This window comes from Streptomyces flavofungini (assembly GCF_030388665.1).
Classification (GTDB): domain Bacteria; phylum Actinomycetota; class Actinomycetes; order Streptomycetales; family Streptomycetaceae; genus Streptomyces; species Streptomyces flavofungini_A.
Genome location: NZ_CP128846.1, coordinates 1,953,133 through 1,974,242 on the forward strand (window position 1 = coordinate 1,953,133; position 21,110 = coordinate 1,974,242).

Sequence of the window (21,110 nt, forward strand, 5' to 3'; positions counted from 1 at the left end):
GCTAGCTCCCTCGGTAAACGGAGTAGCCGAACGGGTTGAGCAGCAGCGGTACGTGGTAGTGCTCGCCCGGTACGACGGCGAACGTGATCGCCACCTCGGGGAAGAACACACCGCTCGCACCGCTGTCCCGATTCGCGGGGGCGTCCTGCTGCGCCTCGGCTTGCGTTGCTTGCTTGCTCAGGAAGTACGCCTCGACGGCGAAGTCGAGCCGTACGTGGGTGGTGCCCTCCGGCAGGGCCGGCAGGTCCTTGCAGCGCCCGTCCGCGTCGGTGGCCGAGCCGCCGAGCAGGGCCCAGTCCGCGCCGCCGCCGCGGGCGGCGAGCGTGACGGCGACGCCCTCGGCGGGGCGGCCGACGCTGGTGTCCAGGATGTGCGTGGACACGGAGGCCGTGGTGTCGGTGCTCATGCGCTCTCTTCCTCCAGGATGCGGGCCAGCCGGATGCGGTTGATCTTGCCGAGTTCGGTGCGGACGATCTCCCGCTCGCGCTCGGGCGAGTTGCCGATCCGGTCCCGGACCGCGTCCCGCATCTGCTCGCCGGTCCTGCCGGTGGCGCAGATGAGGAAGACGTGGCCGAACTTGTCCTGGTAGGCCAGGTTCAGGTCGAGCATCTCGGCCTTGAGTTCCGCCGACGCCCCGGCCATGCCCGCCTGTTCGCGGGACGAGGTCGGGTCTCCCGGCTTGGGGCGCCCGATGGGGGGGTGCCCCGCCATCGCCTCGGCCAGGTCGTCGGTGGTCAGCTCGGCCATGGCGGCGTCGCTGGCCGCGTAGAGCGCGTCGGCGGTGGTGAAGGGGCGCTGGGCGAGCAGCTTGCTCCCCCAGGCCGAGGAGGCGCAGGCCTCGTGGAGCTCGGCGGTGGCCGCCGGCTCCGGCAGGGCGTTGAACCGGGCCAGGCCCGGTGTCGTACGGGAAGTCACGGGGTGCCTCCGTGGCCATGTGCTGGACGGGCTGCGGAACAGCTAAGACCTTCGACAACATCCCGTCAACAGTTTGTTGAAATCATTTGAACAAAGAAGCCGCCACCCTGCGATCCGGGTGACGGCTCGACCGCGCAGCGTGACGACACGGTCGCCCCGCGCTGGGGAACTACTTGTCCTTCGCGGCGTTTTCCCTGTTCAGGTAGTTGTAGACGGTGAAGCGGCTGACCCCGAGCGCCCCCGCCACGGTTTCCACGCCATGGCGCACGGAGAACGCGCCCCGGGCTTCGAGTATCCGTACGACCTCCTGTTTGGCCTTGCGGTCCAGCTCTGCGAGGGGCATGCCGCGCTTGCGCTCCAGGGCGAGCAGGATGTGGTCGAGGGAGTCGGCGAGCTGCGGCAGGCGCACCGCGAGCACGTCCTCGCCCTCCCAGGACAGGACGACGTCGTCGGGGCCCGCGTCGCCGGGCGGCAGCATCTCGCCGCCCATCGCGTCCACCAGCGGCTTGACCGCGGTCGCGAAGGGGTCGTCCCCGAAGGCGGTCACCGGGCTACCTCCCCCGGCGCGGTCCGCTCGCCCGGCTCCGCGATCACGTTGACCTGGAGCGAGACACGGGTGGCGCCGGCGCCCAGGGACCGGCGCAGCATCGCGTCGACGGCCGTGAGGACCGCGTCGACGTCGCCCTCGGCGGTGTTGCCGAAGGGGCCGACGTCCACGGCGTCCAGGTCGGCGCCCTGGATCACGTCGCGGGCCGCCAGGGCGTGGGGCGGCGCCTCGTCGAGGTCGAAGGGCTCGGTCGTGAACTCCACTCTCAATCGCACGGCGCCAACTTAACGCGGCATCCCGCCCACGAGGCGATCCCGCCCGGCTTCTTCGGTGCGTGCGGCCCGGATTTCCGACGGAGCCCCTTGACAGCCTCCGCAGATCGGATGCAGTCTTCCATCAAGCAGAAATGAACTTCCGCAATACGGAAGGAGCGCGGAAGCCCCATGGGATACTCCGACCAGCGCTTCAATGTGAACCTGTCGATCCTCTTCACCGAGCTCCCGCTCCTGGAGCGCCCCGCGGCCGCCGCGAAGGCCGGTTTCGGCGCGGTCGAGCTGTGGTGGCCCTGGGTCGACGCCCCCACCCCGGAGCAGTCCGAACTCGACGCCCTGAAGAAGGCGATCGAGGACGCGGGCGTGCGCCTTGTGGGCCTGAACTTCTACGCCGGACAGCTTCCGGGCCCCGACCGCGGCGCCCTGTCGATCCCCGGCGAGGAGAGCGACAGGTTCCGCGCGAACCTCGCGGTGGCGGCGGACTTCGCGCAATCGCTCGGCTGCAAGGCCCTCAACGCCCTGTACGGCAACCGCGTCGACGGCGTGGACCCGGCCGTCCAGGACGAACTCGCCCTGGAGAACCTGGTGTTGGCGGCCCGCGAGGCCGACCGCGTCGGCGCGGTCCTGCTGATCGAGGCGCTCAACGCCCCCGAGTCGCCCCGGTGCCCCCTCGTGAGCGCGCCCAAGGCGATCGAGATCGTCGACAAGGTGAACGCCGCGACCGGCCTCGGCAACGCGAAGTTCCTCATGGACCTCTACCACCTGTCCATGAACGGCGAGGACCTGCCGTCGGTCATCGAGCAGTACGCGGCCAAGACGGGCCACGTGCAGATCGCCGACAACCCCGGCCGGGGCGCCCCCGGCACCGGCTCACTCCCCCTCGAAGGCCTCCTCGACCAGCTGCGGAAGGCGGGTTACGAGGGCTGGGTCGGCCTGGAGTACAAGGCCGCCGACGCCGCCGCTTCCTTCGAGTGGCTTCCCGCCGGGGCCCGCGCCGCGCGCTGAGCGCCAACTGATCGACGCAGCACACGTTTCAGAGCCGTAGGAGAAGCACTCATGAGCAGCAACCTCGCTGATTCCCCCCACCCCGCCCGCCCGGCGGTCGCATGGATCGGCCTCGGCATCATGGGCTCCCCCATGTCCGAGAACCTGATCAAGGCGGGTTACTCCGTCACCGGCTTCACCCTGGAGCAGGACAAGCTGGACCGCCTCGCCGCGGCGGGCGGCACCGCCGCCAAGTCGATCGCCGAGGCCGTCGGGAACGCCGACGTCATCGTGACGATGGTGCCCGCGTCCCCGCAGGTCGAGGCCATCGCGTACGGCCCCGACGGCATCCTGGAGAACGCACGGCCCGGCGCCCTGCTCATCGACATGTCGTCGATCACCCCGCAGACCTCGGTGGACCTGGCCAAGGCCGCCCAGGACAAGGGCATCCGGGTCCTGGACGCCCCGGTGTCCGGCGGCGAGGCCGGTGCCATCGAGGCCGTGCTCTCCATCATGGTCGGCGGTGAGCAGGCCGACTTCGACGCGGCCAAGCCGCTGCTCGACGCGCTCGGCAAGACCATCGTGCTGTGCGGCCCGCACGGTTCGGGCCAGACGGTGAAGGCCGCGAACCAGCTGATCGTCGCCGTGAACATCCAGGCGTGCGCCGAGGCCGTGGTCTTCCTGGAGAAGTCGGGCGTGGACCTGTCCGCGGCCCTGGACGTCCTCAACGGCGGCCTCGCCGGTTCGACCGTCCTGACCCGCAAGAAGGACAACTTCCTGAACCGCGACTTCAAGCCGGGCTTCCGCATCGACCTGCACCACAAGGACATGGGCATCGTCACGGACGCCGCCCGCAACGTCGGCGCGGCCCTGCCCGTCGGCGCCGTGGTCGCCCAGCTCGTCGCCAGCCTGCGCGCGCAGGGCGACGGCGGCCTCGACCACTCCGCGCTGCTCCGCTCCGTCGAGCGCCTCTCCGGCACCCAGGCCTGAGCCCGGCCGCCAGGGCCCGTCCGGCAGATCCGCGCGGGCCCCGGGCCTCGGCGCACCCAGACTTCCGGGCCGCGGCGGCGTTGACACCTGTCCTGTCGCGCCCAGACGCCGCCGCGGCCCGGAACCCTCCCCCTTCATCAACTTCAACAAACTGTTGACGCAGCAGCTCAGGGGTCCTTACGCTCCCCATCACGTCAGCAGCCACAGCACGGAAGGCCGACCCACCACCATGTCGCAGCGTGTGCTCACGACCGAGTCCGGCGCTCCTGTCGCCGACAACCAGAACTCCGCCTCCGCCGGCGTCGGCGGCCCGCTGCTCCTCCAGGACCAGCACCTGCTGGAGAAGCTCGCCCGCTTCAACCGCGAGCGGATCCCGGAGCGCGTCGTGCACGCCCGCGGCTCGGGCGCCTACGGCTATTTCGAGGTGACCGACGACGTCACCGCGTACACCTCCGCCGCCTTCCTCGGCGAGGTGGGCAAGCGCACGGAGACCTTCCTGCGCTTCTCCACCGTGGCCGACAGCCTCGGCGGCGCGGACGCCGTCCGTGACCCGCGCGGATTCGCGGTGAAGTTCTACACCGAGGAGGGCAACTACGACCTCGTCGGCAACAACACCCCGGTGTTCTTCATCAAGGACCCGCTGAAGTTCCCCGACTTCATCCACTCGCAGAAGCGCGACCCGTTCACGGGCAAGCAGGAGCCGGACAACGTCTGGGACTTCTGGGCGCACGCCCCCGAGGCCACGCACCAGGTGACCTGGCTGATGGGCGACCGCGGCATCCCCGCCTCGTACCGTCACATGAACGGCTACGGCTCGCACACCTACCAGTGGACGAACGCCCAGGGAGAGGCCTTCTTCGTCAAGTACCACTTCAAGACGAACCAGGGCATCCGCTGCCTCTCCGCCGAGCAGGGCGCCGAGCTCGCGGGCAAGGACCCCAACTCCCACCAGACGGACCTGCTCCAGGCCATCGAGCGGGGCGTGAACCCGTCCTGGACCCTGCACGTGCAGATCATGCCGGCGGCCGACGCGGCGAACTACCGCTTCAACCCGTTCGACCTGACCAAGGTGTGGCCGCACAGCGACTACCCGCTGCGGCGCGTGGGCCGCCTGGTCCTCGACCGCAACCCGGACAACGTCTTCGCCGAGGTCGAGCAGGCCGCCTTCTCGCCGAACAACTTCGTGCCCGGCATCGGCCCCTCCCCCGACAAGATGCTCCAGGGCCGCCTGTTCGCGTACGCCGACGCGCACCGCTACCGCCTCGGCGTCAACCACACCCAGCTCGCCGTGAACGCGCCGAAGGCCGTGCCCGGAGGCGCGGACAACTACGGCCGCGACGGCCTGATGGCCACGAACGCCTATGGCCGCGACCGCAGGAACTACGAGCCGAACTCCTACGACGGCCCCACCGAGACCGGCAAGCCGCTGTCGGCCCCGCTGGCGGTCAACGGCCACACCGGCACGCACGAGGCCCCGGCCCACAGCAAGGACGACGACTTCTTCCAGGCGGGCGAGCTGTACCGGCTGATGTCGGCCGAGGAGAAGTCGCGCCTGGTGGCGAACATCGCGGGCGGTCTCTCGCAGGTCTCCCGCGACGACGTCATCGAGAAGAACCTCGCCCACTTCCACGCCGCCGACGCCGACTACGGCAAGCGCGTCGAGGAAGCGGTCCGCGCCCTGCGCGACGACTGAGGCCGGCTCCCCACCCAAGGCTGCGCGGGGGACTTGACGGGAGGTCGGTCCCCTCGCGCGGAGACCCGCACCGCCGTGGACCCGGATGAGGGGTGGTACCACGGCGGGCGGGACGACGAGGACCGCGGCGGCTCGTGCGAGCCAGTGCGGTGGTGAAGGTCCACCGGCACGCCTTCGACCTGAGAAGGCGCCGCCCGGGGGCTGTCGCCCGCGCCGCCGCGGTCCCGGCACACTCGCGGGGAGCCGCGGCGCACGCTTGCCCCCCCGGCGCCCTGGCGCCCTTGAGGCCCGGCCCGCTTGAGGCCCGGCCCGCTTGAGCCCCGGTCCGCTTGAGCCCCGGTGCCCCTGATACCTGGTGCCCTTGCGCTCACCGGTCCCTCGGCTTCCCACGGCCCCCCTCGGGGCTCTCCCTGATTCCGCCCGGCGGCGCGTATGCATGTTCCGCCAGTCGCACGCCGTCGGGCGGCAGCAATTCCCGGTCCCCGGGGCGCGGAGGCGCTCCGGGGACCTTGGCTTGCCCGGGGCGGCGGTCAGCGGACCTTCTCTCCCGCCGCCAGCTTCGCGACCATCCGTTCCAGGCGCGCGGCCCGGGTGCGCTCCGTCCGCGCCGTCTGCAGCCGCAGGATCACCAGGAACCGGTCCGTCCTGCCGAGCCCTTCGTACGTCCGGGCGGCCCGGGGCTCGGCGGCCAGCGCGGCCGCGAGGTCGTCGGGCACGCTCGCCTCCGCCTGCGCGTCGTACGCGGCGTCCCAGCGGCCGTCCGCCTTCGCCGCCTCGATCTCGGCGAGGCCGCGCGCCCGCACCCGGCCCGCGGCCAGCAGCGCCTCCACCCGGTCGATGTTCCGCTTCGACCAGGTGCCGCGCGGGCGGCGCGGGGTGATCTTCTGCAGGAAGTACGTGTCGTCGTGGCGGCGCCGCTGGCCGTCGATCCACCCGAAGCACAGCTCCAGGTCGATCACCTCGTCGATCGTCACGGACGGGACGCCCGAGGCCTTCTTGGCCAGCTTCAGCCAGATGCCGGGGCTGTCCTCGTGATGCGCGTCCAGCCACTCCTCCAGCGCGCTCCGGTCGGCGAACGTGCGGACCGGAAGCCCGTCCAACGTCTCCATGACAGGACTCCCTCTGTGCGCGCGTACGTGTGTACGCACCTCACGCCACGGTATACGGGCCCCTCCCCCGTGTGGCGGAGACGGTCCGGCGTACGGGGTGACGATCTCCGTTCGCTCGGGCGGAAGAGTAACTGTCATGACGACGACAGCAGTTCACGAGGACGAGATCCGTATCGGCACGGGCCGTGACCAGGGCACGGACACGGGGTGGGGCCTCGCCGCCGACGCCGACGCCGACGCCGGCACCGGCACCGGCACCGGCACGGAGCGTCCCGTTCCCCGGTGGGCCGAGCGCGTCGCCCACGCCATCCCCCTCGTGCTGCTCGCCCAGTGCGTGTGGCGGCTTCCCTTCGCCTTCGGGTTCGACATGGGCACCGGCACCGGGTCCATCGGCAGCCTGTGGATCTCGGTGCCGTACATCTTCGCCCTGAGCCTGCTCACGGAGGCGCTCGCCCTGCTGAGCTTCGGGCTCGTGCGGGGGTGGGGGGAGGTGGTGCCGGGCTGGGTGCCGCTGGTCGGCGGGCGGCGTCTGAACCGCTGGGTGGCGGTGGTGCCCGCGACGCTCGGGGGCCTCGGGGCGACGGCTCTGTTCGGGCCGTTCACGCTGGGGGCGCTTGGACTCGGCGCCTCCTTCAGCGAGTTCGACAGCGGCTTCTGGGAGTTTCTGTTCCGGGCCTGCGTGCTGCCTGTCGGTCTCTGGGGCCCGCTGGTCCTCGCCCTGACGGTCCACTACTTCATCCGCCGCCGCCCGTCGGCCTGACCGCCCGAGCCCTCGCGGCGCGCCCCGGGCATGGGGAGGCCCCGGCCCCGGAGTCGGACTCCGGGACCGGGGCCGCGCCCTGGGAGGGGAACGCCGCGCCGTACTAAGCCTTCAGCGTTCTGATGGAGCTGGGCGCGTGCCACGGCTCCGTGGCGATCTCCTCGAACTCGGTCACATCACTGATGTCCGCCGTACGGCTCATGGAGATGTTGGTGATCCGCTCAAGGATCGCCTCCACGACGACCGGGACCCGGTACTCCTGAGCCAGCTTCTTGGCCTGCTCGAAGGCGGCACCGAGCTCGGCGGGGTCGGTGACCCGGATGGCCTTGCAGCCGAGCCCCTCGGCGACCTTGACGTGGTCGACGCCGTAGACACCGAGCTCAGGGGAGTTGATGTTCTCGAACTCCAGGTTGACCTGGAAGTTGATGTCCAGGCCGATCTGGGCCTGGCGGATCAGGCCCAGGTAGGAGTTGTTGACGAGGACGTGGACGTAGGGGATGCGGTGCTGGGCCCCGACGGCCAGCTCCTCGATCATGAACTGGAAGTCGTAGTCGCCTGAGAGGGCGACGACCTGCGCGTCCGGGTCGGCCGTGGCGACACCGAGCGCGGCCGGGATGGTCCACCCGAGCGGCCCCGCCTGGCCGCAGTTGATCCAGTGCCGCGGCTTGTAGACGTGCAGCATCTGGGCACCGGCGATCTGGGAGAGCCCGATCGTGGAGACGTACCGCGTCTGCGGCCCGAAGGCCTTGTTCATCTCCTCGTACACGCGCTGCGGCTTGATCGGGATGTCGTCGAAGTGCGTACGGCGCAGGAGCGTGGACTTGTGCTCCTGCCCCCGGGCGATCCAGGCGCCCCGGTCGGGCAGCTCGCCCGCGGCCTTCAGCTCCTTGGCGACCTCGACGAAGAGCTCCAGGGCCGCCTTGGCGTCGGACGCGATGCCGTAGTCGGGCGCGAAGATCTTGCCGATCTGGGTCGGTTCGATGTCGACGTGCACGAACGTGCGGCCCTCGCGGTACACGTCCAGCTTGTAGCCGGTGTGGCGGTTGGCCCAGCGGTTGCCGATGCCGAGGACGAAGTCGGACTCCAGGAACGTCGCGTTGCCGTAGCGGTGCGAGGTCTGCAGGCCGACCATGCCCGCGTTCAGCTCGTGGTCGTCGGCGATGGCACCCCAGCCCATCAGGGTGGGGATGACCGGAGTGCCCGTCAGTTCGGCGAACTCGACGAGGAGTTCGGAGGCGTCGGCGTTGATGATGCCGCCGCCCGCGACGATCAGGGGCCGCTCGGAGTTCACGAGCATGCCGATGGCCTTCTCGATCTGGGCGCGGCTCGCGGCCGGCTTGTAGACCGGCAGTGGCTGGTACGTCTCCGGGTCGAACTCGATCTCGGTGAGCTGGACGTCGATGGGCAGGTCGATGAGGACCGGGCCGGGACGGCCGGAGCGCATCAGATGGAAGGCCTGCTGGAAGACGCCGGGGACCTGCGCGGCCTCCAGGACCGTGACGGCCATCTTGGTGACCGGCTTGGCGATGGAGGCGATGTCGACGGCCTGGAAGTCCTCCTTGTGGATCACGCTCGTGGGCGCCTGGCCCGTGATGCACAGGATCGGGATCGAGTCACCGATCGCGGAGTAGAGGCCGGTGATCATGTCGGTGCCCGCGGGGCCCGACGTGCCGATGCAGACACCGATGTTGCCCGGGTGGGTGCGCGTGTACCCCTCGGCCATGTGCGAGGCGCCCTCGACGTGGCGGGCCAGCGTGTGATCGACGCCGCCGCCTTCCTTGAGCGCCTTGTAGAAGGGGTTGATCGCGGCCCCCGGCACACCGAACGCGTGGGTGACGCCCTCGCGCTTGAGGATCTCGACTGCCGCGCGGGCAGCGGTCATACGAGCCATTGAGTTCTCCTGCTTCGGCTGACGAAGCCACGGCCACCGTCGCGCCCCGCGATGAGCCATGCCTTCCGGTGCTGCTTCCGCGCCGTGACCCACCTCGCGGTGACTTCCACATTGCGGAAATTATGTTCTGCTATATGGAAGCAATGTAAGGGGGTGCGCCAGGGCCGTCAAGGGATTCCGGTATCGGCGCAGTGGCGGACCGGGCAGGGGAGAGCCCGCGTCCAGCTCAAAATCGCGTATCGGTGCGGTCACCTTCCGTACGACGATGAGCTCCGTACGACGATGGGGCTCCATACGACGACGGGCTCCGTAGGATGGGGAGCTTCGTACGGCGGGCAGCTTCTTGCGATGGGCAGCTTCGGCAGCGGACGGGCGGCGGAGCGGACGGGCGGCGGTGAGGGCATGGCGAAGGACGGCGTTCTGGTGCGGTGCCCGGTGTGTCGCCACGAACAGGCCTACGCTCCCCCGGCGTTCCCCTGCGTCTGCGGCAAACCCGTCGCACCCCCCGTCCGGCACGGCCCGGCCGTCCCGCTCACCCATCGGACCGGCGCGGACGCCTGGGTGACGGTGCGATGCGCGGCCTGCGGGCGCACGGCGGACTGGCCGCGCCCGGAGCTGGGGTGCGCGTGCGGGACGGTGCTGCGGGTGGCGGTGGAACCGCACGCGGCGGACGAGGGTCCTGTGACGCGCGAGGGCGTCGAGACGGATGAGGGTGCCGCGACCGACGAGGGTGTCGCAACCGACGAGGGCGGTGTGGCCGACGAGGGCAGTGGGGCCGACCAAGCCGCCGCGACCGACGAGGGCACTGCGGCCGACAAGACCGCCGCACCAACCGACGACCACCAGAGCGCCGACAGCGACGCGGGCCACCCCTCCCTCACCCCGTCCCACATCCCCCTGCCGCGGACCGCCCCCACGCCCCGGCCCGCCTTCCGCCCCCTGCCCGTCTGCAGCGCCGGGGACGCGGTGACCACGGCGGCGCTGTATCTGCGCTGGCTCGGCTACGAGGACGTGCGCGAGGCGGGGCCCGAAGAGGAGCGCCCGCCGTCGGGCACGCGGCTCGCGGCGCTCGGTGTGCTCGCCCAGGTCGAGCACACCGTACGGGAGACGTCGCTGCGGGATGTCGAGTGCGCCTGGCTGACCGCCATGGCGCACTCGGCGACGTGCGTGTGCTTCGCGCTGTGCGACTTCACGCCCGCGGCCCGCGACCGCGCCGACGAGTTGGACGTGGCCCTGTTCCGCATCGACCTGTCGGGCACACCGGAGCCCCTGAACGGCGCGGCGGACGAACTGGCGGCGACGGGCGCCTGACCGCCGGGACCGGGACGCACCCGGCACCCGGCGCGCGCCCGCCCCGCGCCCGCGCCCCCACCCGCGACGGACTCAGCCGAACCGCTCCCGCAGCTCCACCTTCCGCACCTTCCCCGACACCGTCATCGGGAAGCTCTCCAGGATCCGCAGCCCCGCCGGGACCTTGTAGTGGGCGAGCCTGCCCGCGCAGAAGCCGCGCAGCTCCTCCAGCGTCAGGGGCTCCTCGGGGTCGCGCAGGATGACGCAGGCCAGCGGCACCTCTCCGTAGCGCTCGTCCGGCACGCCGACCACCTGGACATCGGCGATCTTCGGGTGGGCGTACAGGAACTCCTCGATCTCGCGCGGGTAGATGTTCTCGCCACCGCGGATGATCATGTCCTTGATGCGCCCGACGATCTGGACGTACCCGTCGTCGCGCATCACCGCGAGGTCGCCCGTGTGCATCCAGCGCCCGGAGTCGATGACCTCGGCGGTGCGCTCCGGCTCCCGCCAGTAGCCCAGCATGACGCTGTACCCGCGCGTGCACAGCTCACCGGACCGACCGCGCGGCAGCGTCACCCCGCTCACCGGGTCGACGACCTTCACCTCGATGTGCGGCAGGACCCGGCCGACCGTGCCGGTGCGGCGCTCCAGGTCGTCGTCCATGCGGGTCTGCAGGGAGACGGGCGAGGTCTCGGTCATGCCGTAGCAGATGGAGACCTCCGCCATGTGCATCTCGGCGACGACCCGCTTCATGACCTCGACGGGACACGGCGACCCGGCCATGATGCCGGTGCGCAGCGACGACAGGTCGTACGTGGCGAAGTCGGCGAGGTTGAGCTCGGCGATGAACATCGTCGGCACGCCGTACAGCGAGGTGCAGCGCTCGCGCTCGACCGCGTGCAGGGTGGCCACGGGGTCGAACGACGGCGCCGGGATGACGACGCAGGCGCCGTGCGAGGTGGCGCCCAGGTTCCCCATGACCATGCCGAAGCAATGGTAGAACGGCACGGGCAGGCACACCCGGTCCCGCTCGTCGTAGCCGATCGTGCGCCCCACCCAGTACCCGTTGTTGAGGATGTTGTGGTGGGAGAGCGTGGCCCCCTTCGGGAAGCCCGTGGTGCCCGAGGTGTACTGGATGTTGACCGGGTCGTCGCAGCTCAAATCGGCCTCACGGGCCGCGAGTTCGGCCGGGCCGACGGACCGGCCCGCGGCCAGGAGCGCGTCCCACGACGGGTCGGCGATGTAGTGCGCGGCCCGCAGGTCCGGACACTCGCCCCTGACCTCCTCGACCATCGCCCGGTAGTCGATGGTCTTGTGCTCCCGGGAGGCGACGAGCAGGGAGACGCCCGACTGCTTGAGCACGTAGGCGAGTTCGTGCGCGCGGTACGCCGGGTTGATGGTCACCATGATCGCGCCGACGCGCGCGGTGGCGTACTGCACGAGCACCCACTCGGCGCAGTTGACCGCCCAGATGCCGACCCGGTCGCCCTTGCCGACCCCGGAGCCGATCAGGCCCAGCGCCAACTCCTCGACGGCGGCGCCGAACTCGGCGTACGTCCAGCGCGCGCCTGCCCCGACGTCGACGAGCGCGTCGCGGTCCGGCCAGGCGGCGACGGCACGGGCGAGGTTCTGCCCGATGGTGTCGCCGAGGAGGGGCGTCTTGCTGGTGCCGTGCGCGTACGAAAGCCCCGCGGAGCCGCCCTGCACACCACCCGGGGCACCACCCTGGACACCACCCGGGGCACCGTCCGGTGCGCCGCCCGTGCCCGTCGTGGTCACCGTCGTGCTCACCGGAAGTCCTCCTCGCGGTACTCGGCGCCGGACCCCTTGGCCGTCGCCTCCCGCAGCTCGATGCGGCGGATCTTGCCCGACACGGTCTTGGGCAGCGCGCCGAACTCCAGACGGCGCACCCGCTTGTACGGAGCGAGCACCGACCGGGAGTGCTCGAACAGCAACTTGGCCGTGTCCGGACCTGGTTGATATCCCTCGGCGAGCACCACGTACGCCTTCGGCACGGCCAGGCGGACCGGGTCGGGGGCGGGCACGACGGCCGCCTCGGCCACCGCCTCGTGCTCCAGGAGCGCGCTCTCCAGCTCGAACGGCGAGATCTTGTAGTCGGACGCCTTGAAGACGTCGTCGCTCCTGCCGACGTAGGTCAGACAGCCGTCGGCGCCGCGCGCGCCGATGTCGCCGGTGCGGTAGTAGCCGTCCGCCATGGCCTCGGCGGTGCGCTCCGGGTCGCCGTGGTAGCCCGTCATCAGGCCGACCGGGCGCGCCGACAGGTCGAGGGCGATCTCACCCTCGGCGGCGCCCGGCGCCCCGGTGACCGGGTCGAGCAGTTCGACGGCGAAGCCGGGCGTGGGGCGTCCCATCGAGCCGGGGCGCAGCTCCTGACCGGGGGTGTTGGCGACCTGCACGGCCGTCTCGGTCTGCCCGAAGCCGTCCCGGATGGTCACCCCCCAGTCGCGCCGGACCTGCTCGATGACCTCGGGGTTCAGCGGCTCCCCGGCCGCGACGACCTCGCGCGGCGGCGTCCGCAGCTGGGTGAGGTCGGCCTGGATGAGCATCCGCCACACGGTGGGCGGCGCGCAGAAGCTGGTGACGCCCGCCCGGTCCATCTCCCGCATGAGGCGGCCCGCGTCGAAGCGCGTGTAGTTGTGGATGAAGACGGTCGCCTCCGCGTTCCAGGGCGCGAAGAGGTTCGACCAGGCGTGCTTGGCCCAGCCGGGCGAGGAGATGTTCAGATGCACGTCCCCGGGCTTCAGGCCGATCCAGTACATCGTCGCCAAGTGGCCCACGGGGTACGACACATGGGTGTGCTCGACGAGCTTGGGCCGGGCCGTCGTACCGGAGGTGAAGTACAGCATCAGGGGGTCGTCGGCGCGGGTGACGCCGTCGGGGGTGAAGTCGGCGGGGGCGGTGTCGACGCCGTCGTAGGGGATCCAGTCGCCGGCGTCCGCGGGGGCCTCCCCGGCTGCGGCTCGTCCGGCTCCTCCCGCTTCCCGGGCTCCTCCCGCTTCCGGGACCCCGACCACGATCCGGGTGTACTCCCCCGGCACGTCCGCGAACTTCGCGACGTCCTCGCCCCGCACCACCACGTGCCGGGCCCGGCCGCGCTCGATGCGGTCGCGCAGGTCGGCGGCGCCGAGCAGCGGTGTCGCCGGGATCACCACGGCCCGCAGCTTCATCGCGGCGAGCGCGACCTCCCACAGCTCGGCCTGGTTGCCCAGCATCACCACGACGCGGTCCCCGGCGCGGACGCCCAGCCCGCGCAGCCAGTTGGCGGCCCGCGCGGAGCGCCGCGCGAGGTCCGCGAACGAGCGCCGGGTCTCCTCGCCGTCCTCCTCGACGATGTGCAGCGCCGTGCGGTCGTTGCCGTCGGCGATCACGTCGAACCAGTCGAGGGCCCAGTTGAAGTGGGCGGGCCGGGGCCAGACGAACCCCTCGTACGCGGCCCGGTAGTCCTCCCGGTGGCGCAGCAGGAAGTCCCGCGCCGCACGGAACTCCTCCGTGCCGCCACCCGCTCCGGTCGCCGTCATCCGCACCCCTCGCATTCCGCTCGCATTCCACTTACCGCCGCTCGTCCGTACCATCGTGTAATTCGTGACGCAGGTCTCACTACCCCCGAACGGGGGTGGTGCCCCGCGCGGGCGGTCGACGTCACAGTGGATAGTCAGGGGCCATCCGGAGTCATCAGGTGCACGGGGCCGGAAGCTGAGGGAGCGGGCGCGTGAGTGCTGCGGACGGCGGCGAGGCGGCGGACGTACGGGCCGCGCTGCTGCGACTGCGTCGCGGGACGGGCCTTCCTGTGGCCTTCGGCGGCCTCGTGACCGGCGCGGACGGCACCGCGCGGGTGCGGATCGCCGAACTCAGCGGCACCGCCACACACTCCCTGAACGGCCTCGCGATCCACGTGGGCAACGGCCTCGGCGGCAAGGCGGTCGCCCTGGCCCGCCCCTGCGCCGTCACGGACTACAGCACGTCCCGGCAGATCAGCCACGAGTACGACACCGCCGTCGCCCTGGAGGGCCTGCGGGCGGTGCTCGCGGTGCCGTTGGTGGTACGACGCCGGGTGCGCGGACTGCTGTACGGCGCCCTGCGCACCGCGCAGCCCCTCGGCGACCGCGCGCTCGCAGCGGCCGTGGCGGCGGCCAGGGACCTCGAACAGGCCCTCGTCGTACGGGACGAGGCGGCGGCGATGCTCGCGGCGGCCCGGGAAGCGGCCCGGGAAGCGGTCACGGAAAGGTCCGCGCGGGGGTACGGCTCCGGGGACGCGGCATGGGAGCGCGTACGGGAGGCGCACGGGGCGCTGCGCGCGCTGGCTCCGCGCATCGGTGATCCCGCGCTGCGCGAGGAACTGCTCGCGGTGTGCGGGACGCTGACGGACGCGGCCCCCGGCTCCCCCGGCCCGGCCCCGGACCCCGGCGTCCGGCTCGCCCCGCGCGAACTGGACGTACTGGCCTGCGTGGCCGGGGGCGTCACCAACGCGGCCGCCGCCGAACGCCTGGGCCTGCGCCCGGAGACGGTGAAGGGCTATCTGCGGTCGGCGATGCGGAAGCTCGGCGCGCACACGCGGTGGGAGGCCGTGGTGGCGGCGCGGCGGGCGGGGGTGCTGCCGTAGGCGCCGAGGGCGATGCGCCCGCTGGCCGGATCGCCCCCCTCTGCCCCCTATCCTCCCCCTCCTCCCTGTCCCCCCTGTCCTCGGCACCCTCTGAGCCGATTCCGCTGCCGGATCCGGGCGACACGCGGTTCAATGACGCGTACACGACCGTACGTGACCGTGCAGGACCGGCACGGTCCGCCGCGGGCCGCCCGAGGCGGACGACCAAGGGCACCCGCGCGCCCGCAGGCGCACAGCAAGGAGGATGGGGCCCGCGATGGTGTCCACCGACAGATTCCTGGCCTTCACCGCGATGTCGGCGCTGGTGATCGTGATCCCGGGGCCGAGCGTCCTGTTCGTGGTGGGTCGCGCCCTCGCGCACGGCCGCCGCACCGCCGTGGCGACGGTCATCGGCAACGTGGCGGGCTCGTACCTCATGATCGTGGCGGTCTCCTTCGGCCTCGGCTCGGTCCTGGAGCGCTCGGCGGCGGTGTTCCTCGCGGTGAAGCTCGCGGGCGCCGCGTATCTCGTCTTCCTCGGCGTCCAGGCGTTCCGGCACCGCAAGGCGATGAAGGCGGCGGCGATCGGCGCGGCGGGCGCGAGCGGGCGGCCCGCGCGCGGCGACGTCCGCACCGTCCTCGACGGCGTCCTCGTGGGCCTGACCAACCCCAAGGGCATCGTGTTCGCGGCGGCGGTGCTGCCCCAGTTCGTCGACCACGCGGCGGGCCACGTACCCGCGCAGATGCTGCTGCTCGGCCTGGTCCCGATCAGCATCGGCCTGGTCACGGACACCCTGTGGGGCCTGACGGCGTCGGCGGCGCGCACCTGGTTCGCCCGGTCGGACCGCAGGATGGCGATGATCGGCGGGGCGGGCGGCTGCACGATGATCGGCCTCGGAGTCTCGGTGGCCCTGACGGGCCGAGCGGACTGAGCCTCCCCACGCCCTCCTCCCCTGGCTTCCTCGGGCCGCCCCTGGCCCCCTGATCTCCCCGGTCTCCCCGGTCTCCCCGGTTCATTTCTCCACGACGGCCCCGAACCCGATGTCGTACGAAGGCGCGTCCGCCGCGAGGATCCGGGCCGTCAGCTCCGCCTCCGCCGCGACCTCGACGCGCTGGGCCTTGGTGAGCCGCCCGAACGGCTCGACAGTGATCCGCACGGCGCCGTCCTTGGCCTCCTCCAGGCGCCAGAGCCCGGCGAGATACCCGTCCACCAGGAAGGTGCAGTGGGCCTGGTTGCCCGTCCAGGTGCGGTCCTTGTACGCGAGCGCCACGACGCGGGTGCGGTCGGCGTGGGACAGCAGGAGGTTGTCGTACTCGGGCAGGAAGCGGGGCGGGGCCGGGGTCTCGGGGTCGGGGCGGGGCGCGTCGGGCAGGTCGAACAGCTCGACACCGTGCTCGTCGCGGAAGGTGCGCAGGCCGGGGCGCAGCCGCTCGAAGGCGTCGCGGAGCCGGGTCAGACCGGCCCAGGTCTGCATGTCCTTGACGGAGGCGGGACCGAAGGCGGCGAGGTAACGCAGGACGGTGTCGTCGGGTGCGGGCTCTTTCGCGAGCGGGCGGCCGAGCCAGTGCTCGGCGGTGGTGAGGGCGACCTGTCCGCTGCGGCGCCACAGCCCGCGCGGGGTGACCTGGACGAGCGGAAGGCGGGCGCGGGCGGCGATGCCGAGGGACTGCGGGTCGGCGTCCGGCCAGTGGCGCAGCAGCTCGGCGCGGATCTGAGCGAGGGTGCGGGGCTCCTCCTCGACGTACGCGCGGGTGAGCGCGGCGAGCCGGTCGAGGTCCACGCCGGTCAGACCGCCCCGGAACATCCGCAGTTCACGGTCGATGGCGGCCTGGGTGAGGGGCCGCAGGGTGAGGAGGTCGTCGGCGGTGAGGGTGTGCACGGTGGAGCGCATGGTGACGGCGCGGACCGCGGCGCGCTCCGCCATCAGCCCCGAGAGCTCCATCGGGTCGAACTGAGCGAGGCGGGCGGCGAGGGCGTAATAGGGCGGTTTCACGTTCTGGGCCTGCAGCCCGACGAGGTGGGCGAGCGCCGCGTCGGCGGCCATCGGGGCCCGCTCAAGGAGGAGCTGGCGGGCGAGGGTGGCGCGGTTGAGGGCCTGGCGGGTGAGGAGGGGAGCGGCGCCCTGAGTCTTCGTCATGCTCCGCACGCTAGCGCCGCTTGCGGACAGATACGGTCCTCAAGGAACGCCCCGCCCCCGGTCACCTCCGGTCCAACCGCGCCGCACGCGTGCCACGCGCCCCCGCCGCCCGCCCGGCCCCCGCCCCTGCCGCCTCCGGCCCACCTCGACCACCCCCCTCCCGACGCCCGTCGCCCCCGCGTCATCTGCCGCATATATCCTGCTCCGGGCATGTCCGGGGCAGGACCCTCGCGCGCCGGACCGAAGTCGGACGACCACGGGAAGGGCCACCGGTGACTCCGGAGCGACGACCACACCGCCCGCAGCAGCCGCGCAAGCACGCGTGGCGGCGGGCGTCGTCCCCGTCCGCGCAGGGCGCGCAACCGCCCGCCGACACGTCGAACCCCCACCCGGAACGGGACCCTGCTCCGACAGCGCCGGCCGACCCGAGCGTCGTGGAGGCGGCGCTGTACCGCGACGGCGTCCGCGTCTCCTCCCCCGACTCCCTGGCCGACACCTTCCGCGCACTGCGCGCGCAGCCCGACGGCATGGCGTGGATCGGCCTCGCCCGCCCGACCGAGCAGGAACTCCTCTCCCTGGCGGCCGAGTTCGACCTGCACGAGCTGGCGGTCGAGGACGCGATGGAGGCCCACCAGCGCCCCAAGCTGGAGCGGTACGGCGAGACGCTGTTCGTGGTCCTGCGGGCGGCCCGCTACCTGGACGCCCCCGAGGAGGTCGACTTCGGCGAGCTGCACGTGTTCGTGGGCGCGGACTTCGTGATCACGGTCCGGCACGGCGCGGCCCCCGACCTGTCGGCCGTACGCCGCCGCTTGGAGAAGACCCCGGACCTGCTGCGCCTCGGCCCGGAGGCGGTTCTCTACGCCATCCTGGACGCGGTCGTCGACGGCTACGCCCCCGTCGTGTCCGGCGTCCAGAACGACATCGACGAGATCGAGACGGAGGTCTTCGGCGGCGACCCGACGGTCTCCCGCCGCATCTACGAACTCTCCCGCGAGGTCGTCGAGTTCCAGCGCGCCACCCGCCCCCTGGTGGGCATGTTGCACGCCCTGATGGCGGGCTTCACGAAGTACGGCACGGACGAGGAACTCCAGCGCTACCTCCGCGACGTCGCCGACCACGTCACGCACACCAGCGAACGCGTAGACGGCTTCCGCCAGGCCCTCACCGACATCCTCACCGTCAACGCCACGCTGGTCACCCAACAGCAGAACGCGGAGATGCGGGCCCTGGCGGAGGCGGGCTTCGAACAGAATGAGGAGATCAAGAAGATCTCGTCGTGGGCGGCGATCCTGTTCGCACCGACGCTGGTGGGAACGATCTACGGCATGAACTTCGAGAACATGCCCGAGCTGGGGTGGGGGTTCGGGTACCCGTTCGCGATTCTGCTGATGGCGGTGGTGTGCGTGAGCTTGTACTTCATCTTCAAGCGGCGGGACTGGCTGTGACCGCCGCAACCGGCTGAACGGTCACAAGGAGCCGCGTACACCCGCCCCGCCCTCCTGACGTGTCGCGTCCGACCGCCACCGCGCGTCAGTCGACGTCCAGGAAGCCCCGCGCGAACTCGACGCATAGAGTCGGCGCCATGGCACTGCGACCTGTTCAGGTGAACCTCAAGGCGCTCGACGACTCGAAGGTCGGGCGGTTCTGGGCGGACGCGCTCGGCTGGGGCGTCTCCAGCCAGGCTCACGGGGTGACCGGCGTCGCGCCCGGCGGGGACTTCGTGTGGCCGGACGCGAGTGCCGTCCGCGTCGAGGTCGTGAGCGTGCCGGAGGCGAAGACAGCGACGAAGAACCGGCTCCACATCGATCTCGCCAGCGCCTCGGCGGCCCATCAGGGAGAGTTGGTCGCGCGGCTGAGGGCGCTCGGTGCGACGCCCGTCGACGTGGGCCAGGGCGAGGTGCCGTGGACGGTCCTCGCCGACCCGGAGGGCAATGAGTTCTGCGTCCTGGAGCCCCGGGAGATCTACCGGGACACCGGGCCGATCGCCGCGATCGTGGTCGACTGCGCGGATCCGCGGGACATGGCCCGGTTCTGGGGCGAGGCGATCGACTGGACCGTGCACGAGGTGACCGACGAGCACGCCTCGCTGCGCTCCGCCCAGGGGGTCGGCCCGTATCTGGAATTCCTGCGCTCCGCCGACGGGCACACCGTGCCGGACCGCCTCCGGCTCGACCTGCTGCCGTACTCCGGCGACGACCAGGAGGCGGAGGCCGCCCGGCTGCGGGCCCTCGGCGCCACCGACACCGGCCCCGGCCAGGGCGACGTCCCATGGCGGGGCATGGCCGACCCGGAGGGCCACGAGTTCCGCGTCCTTCGGGCCCGCTGACCGCGACGAGAGGAGCACGGCATGCCAGAAAGCGGGATCGCTGGAGGCCGGGGCGTCGCCATGACCCCGGTGGGCGGCGGCCGGTGGCGCGTGACCCGGCCCTGGCCGCCCGCCCTGCGCCCCTTTCTGCACAGCTACGCCGGGTACTGGGAGGCGACGGTCTCGCCCTTCAGGGTCCGGCTCGTCCCCACGGGCCGCGCCGCCCTGGTGATCAGCCTGGGGGCGCCGTTCGCCCAGGTCCGCCGCCTGCACTCGGCGGGCTCTGCCGAGCACGTGGTGGGCTCTCTGATAGCGGGGCTCGAAGACGGGCCCCGGGTCCTCGACCACCCCGGCGGCCAGGAGGCGATCCGGATCGAGCTGACCCCGCTCGGCGCCTACCGGCTGTTCGCCATGCCGATGCGGGAGTTGACCAACCAGGTGGTCGAGCTCCCCCACGTCCTCGGCCCCCGGTCCGCGGAACTGGTGGAGCGCCTGGCGGCGACCGGCGACTGGGGGGCCAGGTTCGACCTCCTCGACACCGCGTTGCTGGCCCGCCTCGATCGCGGCCCGGACCCCGCGCCCGAGGTGAGCCACGCCTGGCGTCTCCTCTCCCGGTCGGGCGGGGCCATGCCGATCGCCGGCATCACCGCCGAAGTGGGCTGGAGCCACAGCTACTTGGTCCGCCGCTTCACCCAGCAGATAGGCCTGACACCGAAGACAGCCGCCCGCGTGCTGCGCTTCCACCGCGCCGTGGGGCTGCTCGCCCGCGCGCAAGGCGACCTCGATGACGTGGCCGCCACCTGCGGTTTCTACGACCAGGCCCATCTGAACCGCGAGTTCCGCGCCCTCGCCGACGTCACCCCCGGCGCGATGGCCGCCGCACGCCCGGCGGAGGGCGCCGTTCCGCTTTAGCGCCGGTGCCGCGCAGGTCATATTTGTCCAAGCCAGCGCGCCCGTACGTCGCTAAGGTCCCCGACTGTGATCTTCAGGCCGCCGGCCTGGGTCCAGCACTTCGCGTACGTCGAGCACGTCGCGTACGCCGACGCACCGCGCCATCACCTCAGGGGGACCCCGATGCCGAATCCGAACCAGCCCGCGCGCCGCGGGCGCTGGGAGCGCTACAAGGTCACGGGCCCGTTCTCGCCCCAGGACCTGGCCGGTCTGTGGGGAGCGATCGCCGGTGTCGTGCTCCTCGCCGTGCTCCTCGGCTGGGCGCTCGACATGAAGGGCGGTGTGGTGATCGTCGCCGCGATCCCGTTCATTTCGTCCTGGTTCGACTCCAAGCGCGTCCTGTTCCAGTTCGACGCCGCCGGAGTACGCGTCGGCACTGTGCTGCTGCCCTGGAACGACGTCACCCAGTTCGTCGTGGCCACGCCCCCGAACAGCGAGCACGCCCTGATCGGCGTCCGGCTGCGCGAGGGCGCGCGGCTGCCCGCCGGGGCCGAGGTCCCGCCGGCCCACCCGGCCATGCCGGCGCCGACGTACGTGGCCGTCCAGCGGCAGAAGCTCGACCTGGCCAAGATGGTCGCCAAGTCCCGCAAGTACGCACCGAGCCACATCCAGATCGTGGTCACCGAGCCGTCGGGGGAACGGGTCGCCTCCTGAAGCCGAGTA

General features: G+C 72.0%; 20 protein-coding genes. 11 read left to right on the forward strand and 9 right to left on the reverse strand.

From position 1 onward, the window contains the following. Position 1: 1 nt before the first annotated feature. From uraH to QUY26_RS07645, 4 genes are all read right to left on the reverse strand, one after another. Positions 2 to 406 (reverse strand): hydroxyisourate hydrolase, encoded by a 405-nt coding sequence (gene uraH / locus QUY26_RS07630; protein ID WP_289944411.1) that lies wholly within the window; start codon positions 404 to 406, stop codon positions 2 to 4. Continuing rightward, positions 403 to 915 (reverse strand): 2-oxo-4-hydroxy-4-carboxy-5-ureidoimidazoline decarboxylase, encoded by a 513-nt coding sequence (uraD, locus tag QUY26_RS07635; RefSeq protein ID WP_289944413.1) that lies wholly within the window; start codon positions 913 to 915, stop codon positions 403 to 405. The genes uraH and uraD overlap by 4 nt, the downstream gene beginning before the upstream one ends. Before the next feature lie 169 nt (positions 916 to 1,084). Next, positions 1,085 to 1,462, reverse strand: coding sequence for a helix-turn-helix domain-containing protein (locus tag QUY26_RS07640; RefSeq protein ID WP_289944415.1), 378 nt, complete (start codon positions 1,460 to 1,462; stop codon positions 1,085 to 1,087). Then, complete coding sequence (locus QUY26_RS07645) at positions 1,459 to 1,737, reverse strand: hypothetical protein (RefSeq protein ID WP_078619154.1); 279 nt, start codon at positions 1,735 to 1,737, stop codon at positions 1,459 to 1,461. The genes QUY26_RS07640 and QUY26_RS07645 overlap by 4 nt, the downstream gene beginning before the upstream one ends. Positions 1,738 to 1,905: 168 nt before the next feature. Between QUY26_RS07645 and QUY26_RS07650 the strand changes: the two genes are divergently transcribed. The 3 genes from QUY26_RS07650 (at position 1,906) to QUY26_RS07660 (ending at position 5,401) form a co-directional block, all read left to right on the forward strand. Further along, on the forward strand, positions 1,906 to 2,739 hold the full coding sequence (locus QUY26_RS07650; protein WP_289944421.1) for a TIM barrel protein: 834 nt from the start codon (positions 1,906 to 1,908) through the stop codon (positions 2,737 to 2,739). Between the two features lie 51 nt (positions 2,740 to 2,790). Next, positions 2,791 to 3,708 carry a 2-hydroxy-3-oxopropionate reductase gene (locus QUY26_RS07655; RefSeq protein WP_289944423.1) on the forward strand — a complete coding sequence of 306 codons (918 nt, stop codon included), beginning with the start codon at positions 2,791 to 2,793 and terminating at the stop codon, positions 3,706 to 3,708. A 229-nt stretch (positions 3,709 to 3,937) separates the two neighbouring features. Then, positions 3,938 to 5,401, forward strand: coding sequence for a catalase (locus tag QUY26_RS07660; RefSeq protein WP_289944424.1), 1,464 nt, complete (start codon positions 3,938 to 3,940; stop codon positions 5,399 to 5,401). 530 nt (positions 5,402 to 5,931) lie between these two features. Here the strand turns inward: QUY26_RS07660 and QUY26_RS07665 are convergent. Beyond that, a complete protein-coding gene (locus QUY26_RS07665) occupies positions 5,932 to 6,510 on the reverse strand; it encodes a YdeI/OmpD-associated family protein (RefSeq protein WP_289944427.1) in 579 nt (192 codons plus the stop codon). Between the two features lie 136 nt (positions 6,511 to 6,646). Between QUY26_RS07665 and QUY26_RS07670 the strand changes: the two genes are divergently transcribed. Then, a complete protein-coding gene (locus QUY26_RS07670; RefSeq protein WP_289944429.1) occupies positions 6,647 to 7,270 on the forward strand; it encodes a hypothetical protein in 624 nt (207 codons plus the stop codon). Positions 7,271 to 7,373: 103 nt separating this feature from the next. Here QUY26_RS07670 and gcl read toward each other — a convergent pair whose 3' ends face one another. Further along, positions 7,374 to 9,152 (reverse strand): glyoxylate carboligase, encoded by a 1,779-nt coding sequence (gene gcl, locus QUY26_RS07675; protein WP_289955570.1) that lies wholly within the window; start codon positions 9,150 to 9,152, stop codon positions 7,374 to 7,376. Between the two features lie 357 nt (positions 9,153 to 9,509). Between gcl and QUY26_RS07680 the strand changes: the two genes are divergently transcribed. Continuing rightward, positions 9,510 to 10,472, forward strand: a complete 963-nt coding sequence (locus QUY26_RS07680) for a hypothetical protein (protein ID WP_289944431.1) — start codon at positions 9,510 to 9,512, stop codon at positions 10,470 to 10,472. Between the two features lie 72 nt (positions 10,473 to 10,544). On the opposite strand, the gene QUY26_RS07685 is transcribed toward QUY26_RS07680, so the two are convergent. Both QUY26_RS07685 and QUY26_RS07690 read right to left on the reverse strand, forming a co-directional pair. Then, positions 10,545 to 12,161 carry an AMP-binding protein gene (locus tag QUY26_RS07685; RefSeq protein ID WP_289955571.1) on the reverse strand — a complete coding sequence of 539 codons (1,617 nt, stop codon included), beginning with the start codon at positions 12,159 to 12,161 and terminating at the stop codon, positions 10,545 to 10,547. An 80-nt stretch (positions 12,162 to 12,241) separates the two neighbouring features. Next, the gene (locus QUY26_RS07690; protein WP_289944433.1) at positions 12,242 to 13,993 is read right to left on the reverse strand and encodes an AMP-binding protein; all 1,752 of its coding nucleotides are present in this window, start codon (positions 13,991 to 13,993) and stop codon (positions 12,242 to 12,244) included. A gap of 191 nt (positions 13,994 to 14,184) precedes the next feature. Between QUY26_RS07690 and QUY26_RS07695 the strand changes: the two genes are divergently transcribed. Both QUY26_RS07695 and QUY26_RS07700 read left to right on the forward strand, forming a co-directional pair. After that, positions 14,185 to 15,075, forward strand: coding sequence for a helix-turn-helix transcriptional regulator (locus QUY26_RS07695; protein WP_289944434.1), 891 nt, complete (start codon positions 14,185 to 14,187; stop codon positions 15,073 to 15,075). A 256-nt stretch (positions 15,076 to 15,331) separates the two neighbouring features. Further along, positions 15,332 to 15,985, forward strand: a complete 654-nt coding sequence (locus tag QUY26_RS07700; RefSeq protein WP_289944436.1) for a LysE family translocator — start codon at positions 15,332 to 15,334, stop codon at positions 15,983 to 15,985. An 81-nt stretch (positions 15,986 to 16,066) separates the two neighbouring features. Here the strand turns inward: QUY26_RS07700 and QUY26_RS07705 are convergent, their stop codons facing one another. Continuing rightward, entirely contained in the window at positions 16,067 to 17,191 is a 1,125-nt protein-coding gene (locus QUY26_RS07705) for a winged helix DNA-binding domain-containing protein (RefSeq protein ID WP_289944438.1), read from the reverse strand. Positions 17,192 to 17,463: 272 nt separating this feature from the next. Here QUY26_RS07705 and QUY26_RS07710 point away from each other — a divergent pair, with 272 nt between their 5' ends. From QUY26_RS07710 to QUY26_RS07725, 4 genes are all read left to right on the forward strand, one after another. Beyond that, positions 17,464 to 18,636: a magnesium and cobalt transport protein CorA gene (locus QUY26_RS07710; protein ID WP_289944440.1), complete on the forward strand. Its 1,173-nt coding sequence runs from the start codon at positions 17,464 to 17,466 to the stop codon at positions 18,634 to 18,636. 137 nt (positions 18,637 to 18,773) lie between these two features. Continuing rightward, positions 18,774 to 19,517: a VOC family protein gene (locus tag QUY26_RS07715; protein ID WP_289944442.1), complete on the forward strand. Its 744-nt coding sequence runs from the start codon at positions 18,774 to 18,776 to the stop codon at positions 19,515 to 19,517. A gap of 21 nt (positions 19,518 to 19,538) precedes the next feature. Then, positions 19,539 to 20,408 (forward strand): helix-turn-helix domain-containing protein, encoded by an 870-nt coding sequence (locus QUY26_RS07720; RefSeq protein WP_289944444.1) that lies wholly within the window; start codon positions 19,539 to 19,541, stop codon positions 20,406 to 20,408. Between the two features lie 66 nt (positions 20,409 to 20,474). Next, positions 20,475 to 21,101, forward strand: a complete 627-nt coding sequence (locus tag QUY26_RS07725) for a hypothetical protein (protein ID WP_289944445.1) — start codon at positions 20,475 to 20,477, stop codon at positions 21,099 to 21,101. The last annotated feature ends 9 nt before the right edge of the window (positions 21,102 to 21,110 follow it).

Bases quoted from the DNA above. Each gene is read 5' to 3' on its own strand.
- QUY26_RS07670 (WP_289944429.1), top strand. From the start codon at position 6,647: ATGACGACGACAGCAGTTCACGAGGACGAGATCCGTATCGGCACGGGC.
- uraH (WP_289944411.1), bottom strand. From the start codon at position 406: ATGAGCACCGACACCACGGCCTCCGTGTCCACGCACATCCTGGACACC.
- QUY26_RS07715 (WP_289944442.1), top strand. From the start codon at position 18,774: ATGGCACTGCGACCTGTTCAGGTGAACCTCAAGGCGCTCGACGACTCG.
- QUY26_RS07665 (WP_289944427.1), bottom strand. From the start codon at position 6,510: ATGGAGACGTTGGACGGGCTTCCGGTCCGCACGTTCGCCGACCGGAGC.
- QUY26_RS07660 (WP_289944424.1), top strand. From the start codon at position 3,938: ATGTCGCAGCGTGTGCTCACGACCGAGTCCGGCGCTCCTGTCGCCGAC.
- QUY26_RS07720 (WP_289944444.1), top strand. From the start codon at position 19,539: ATGCCAGAAAGCGGGATCGCTGGAGGCCGGGGCGTCGCCATGACCCCG.
- QUY26_RS07705 (WP_289944438.1), bottom strand. From the start codon at position 17,191: ATGACGAAGACTCAGGGCGCCGCTCCCCTCCTCACCCGCCAGGCCCTC.
- QUY26_RS07650 (WP_289944421.1), top strand. From the start codon at position 1,906: ATGGGATACTCCGACCAGCGCTTCAATGTGAACCTGTCGATCCTCTTC.
- QUY26_RS07690 (WP_289944433.1), bottom strand. From the start codon at position 13,993: ATGACGGCGACCGGAGCGGGTGGCGGCACGGAGGAGTTCCGTGCGGCG.
- QUY26_RS07700 (WP_289944436.1), top strand. From the start codon at position 15,332: ATGGTGTCCACCGACAGATTCCTGGCCTTCACCGCGATGTCGGCGCTG.
- QUY26_RS07680 (WP_289944431.1), top strand. From the start codon at position 9,510: ATGGGCAGCTTCGGCAGCGGACGGGCGGCGGAGCGGACGGGCGGCGGT.
- gcl (WP_289955570.1), bottom strand. From the start codon at position 9,152: ATGACCGCTGCCCGCGCGGCAGTCGAGATCCTCAAGCGCGAGGGCGTC.
- QUY26_RS07655 (WP_289944423.1), top strand. From the start codon at position 2,791: ATGAGCAGCAACCTCGCTGATTCCCCCCACCCCGCCCGCCCGGCGGTC.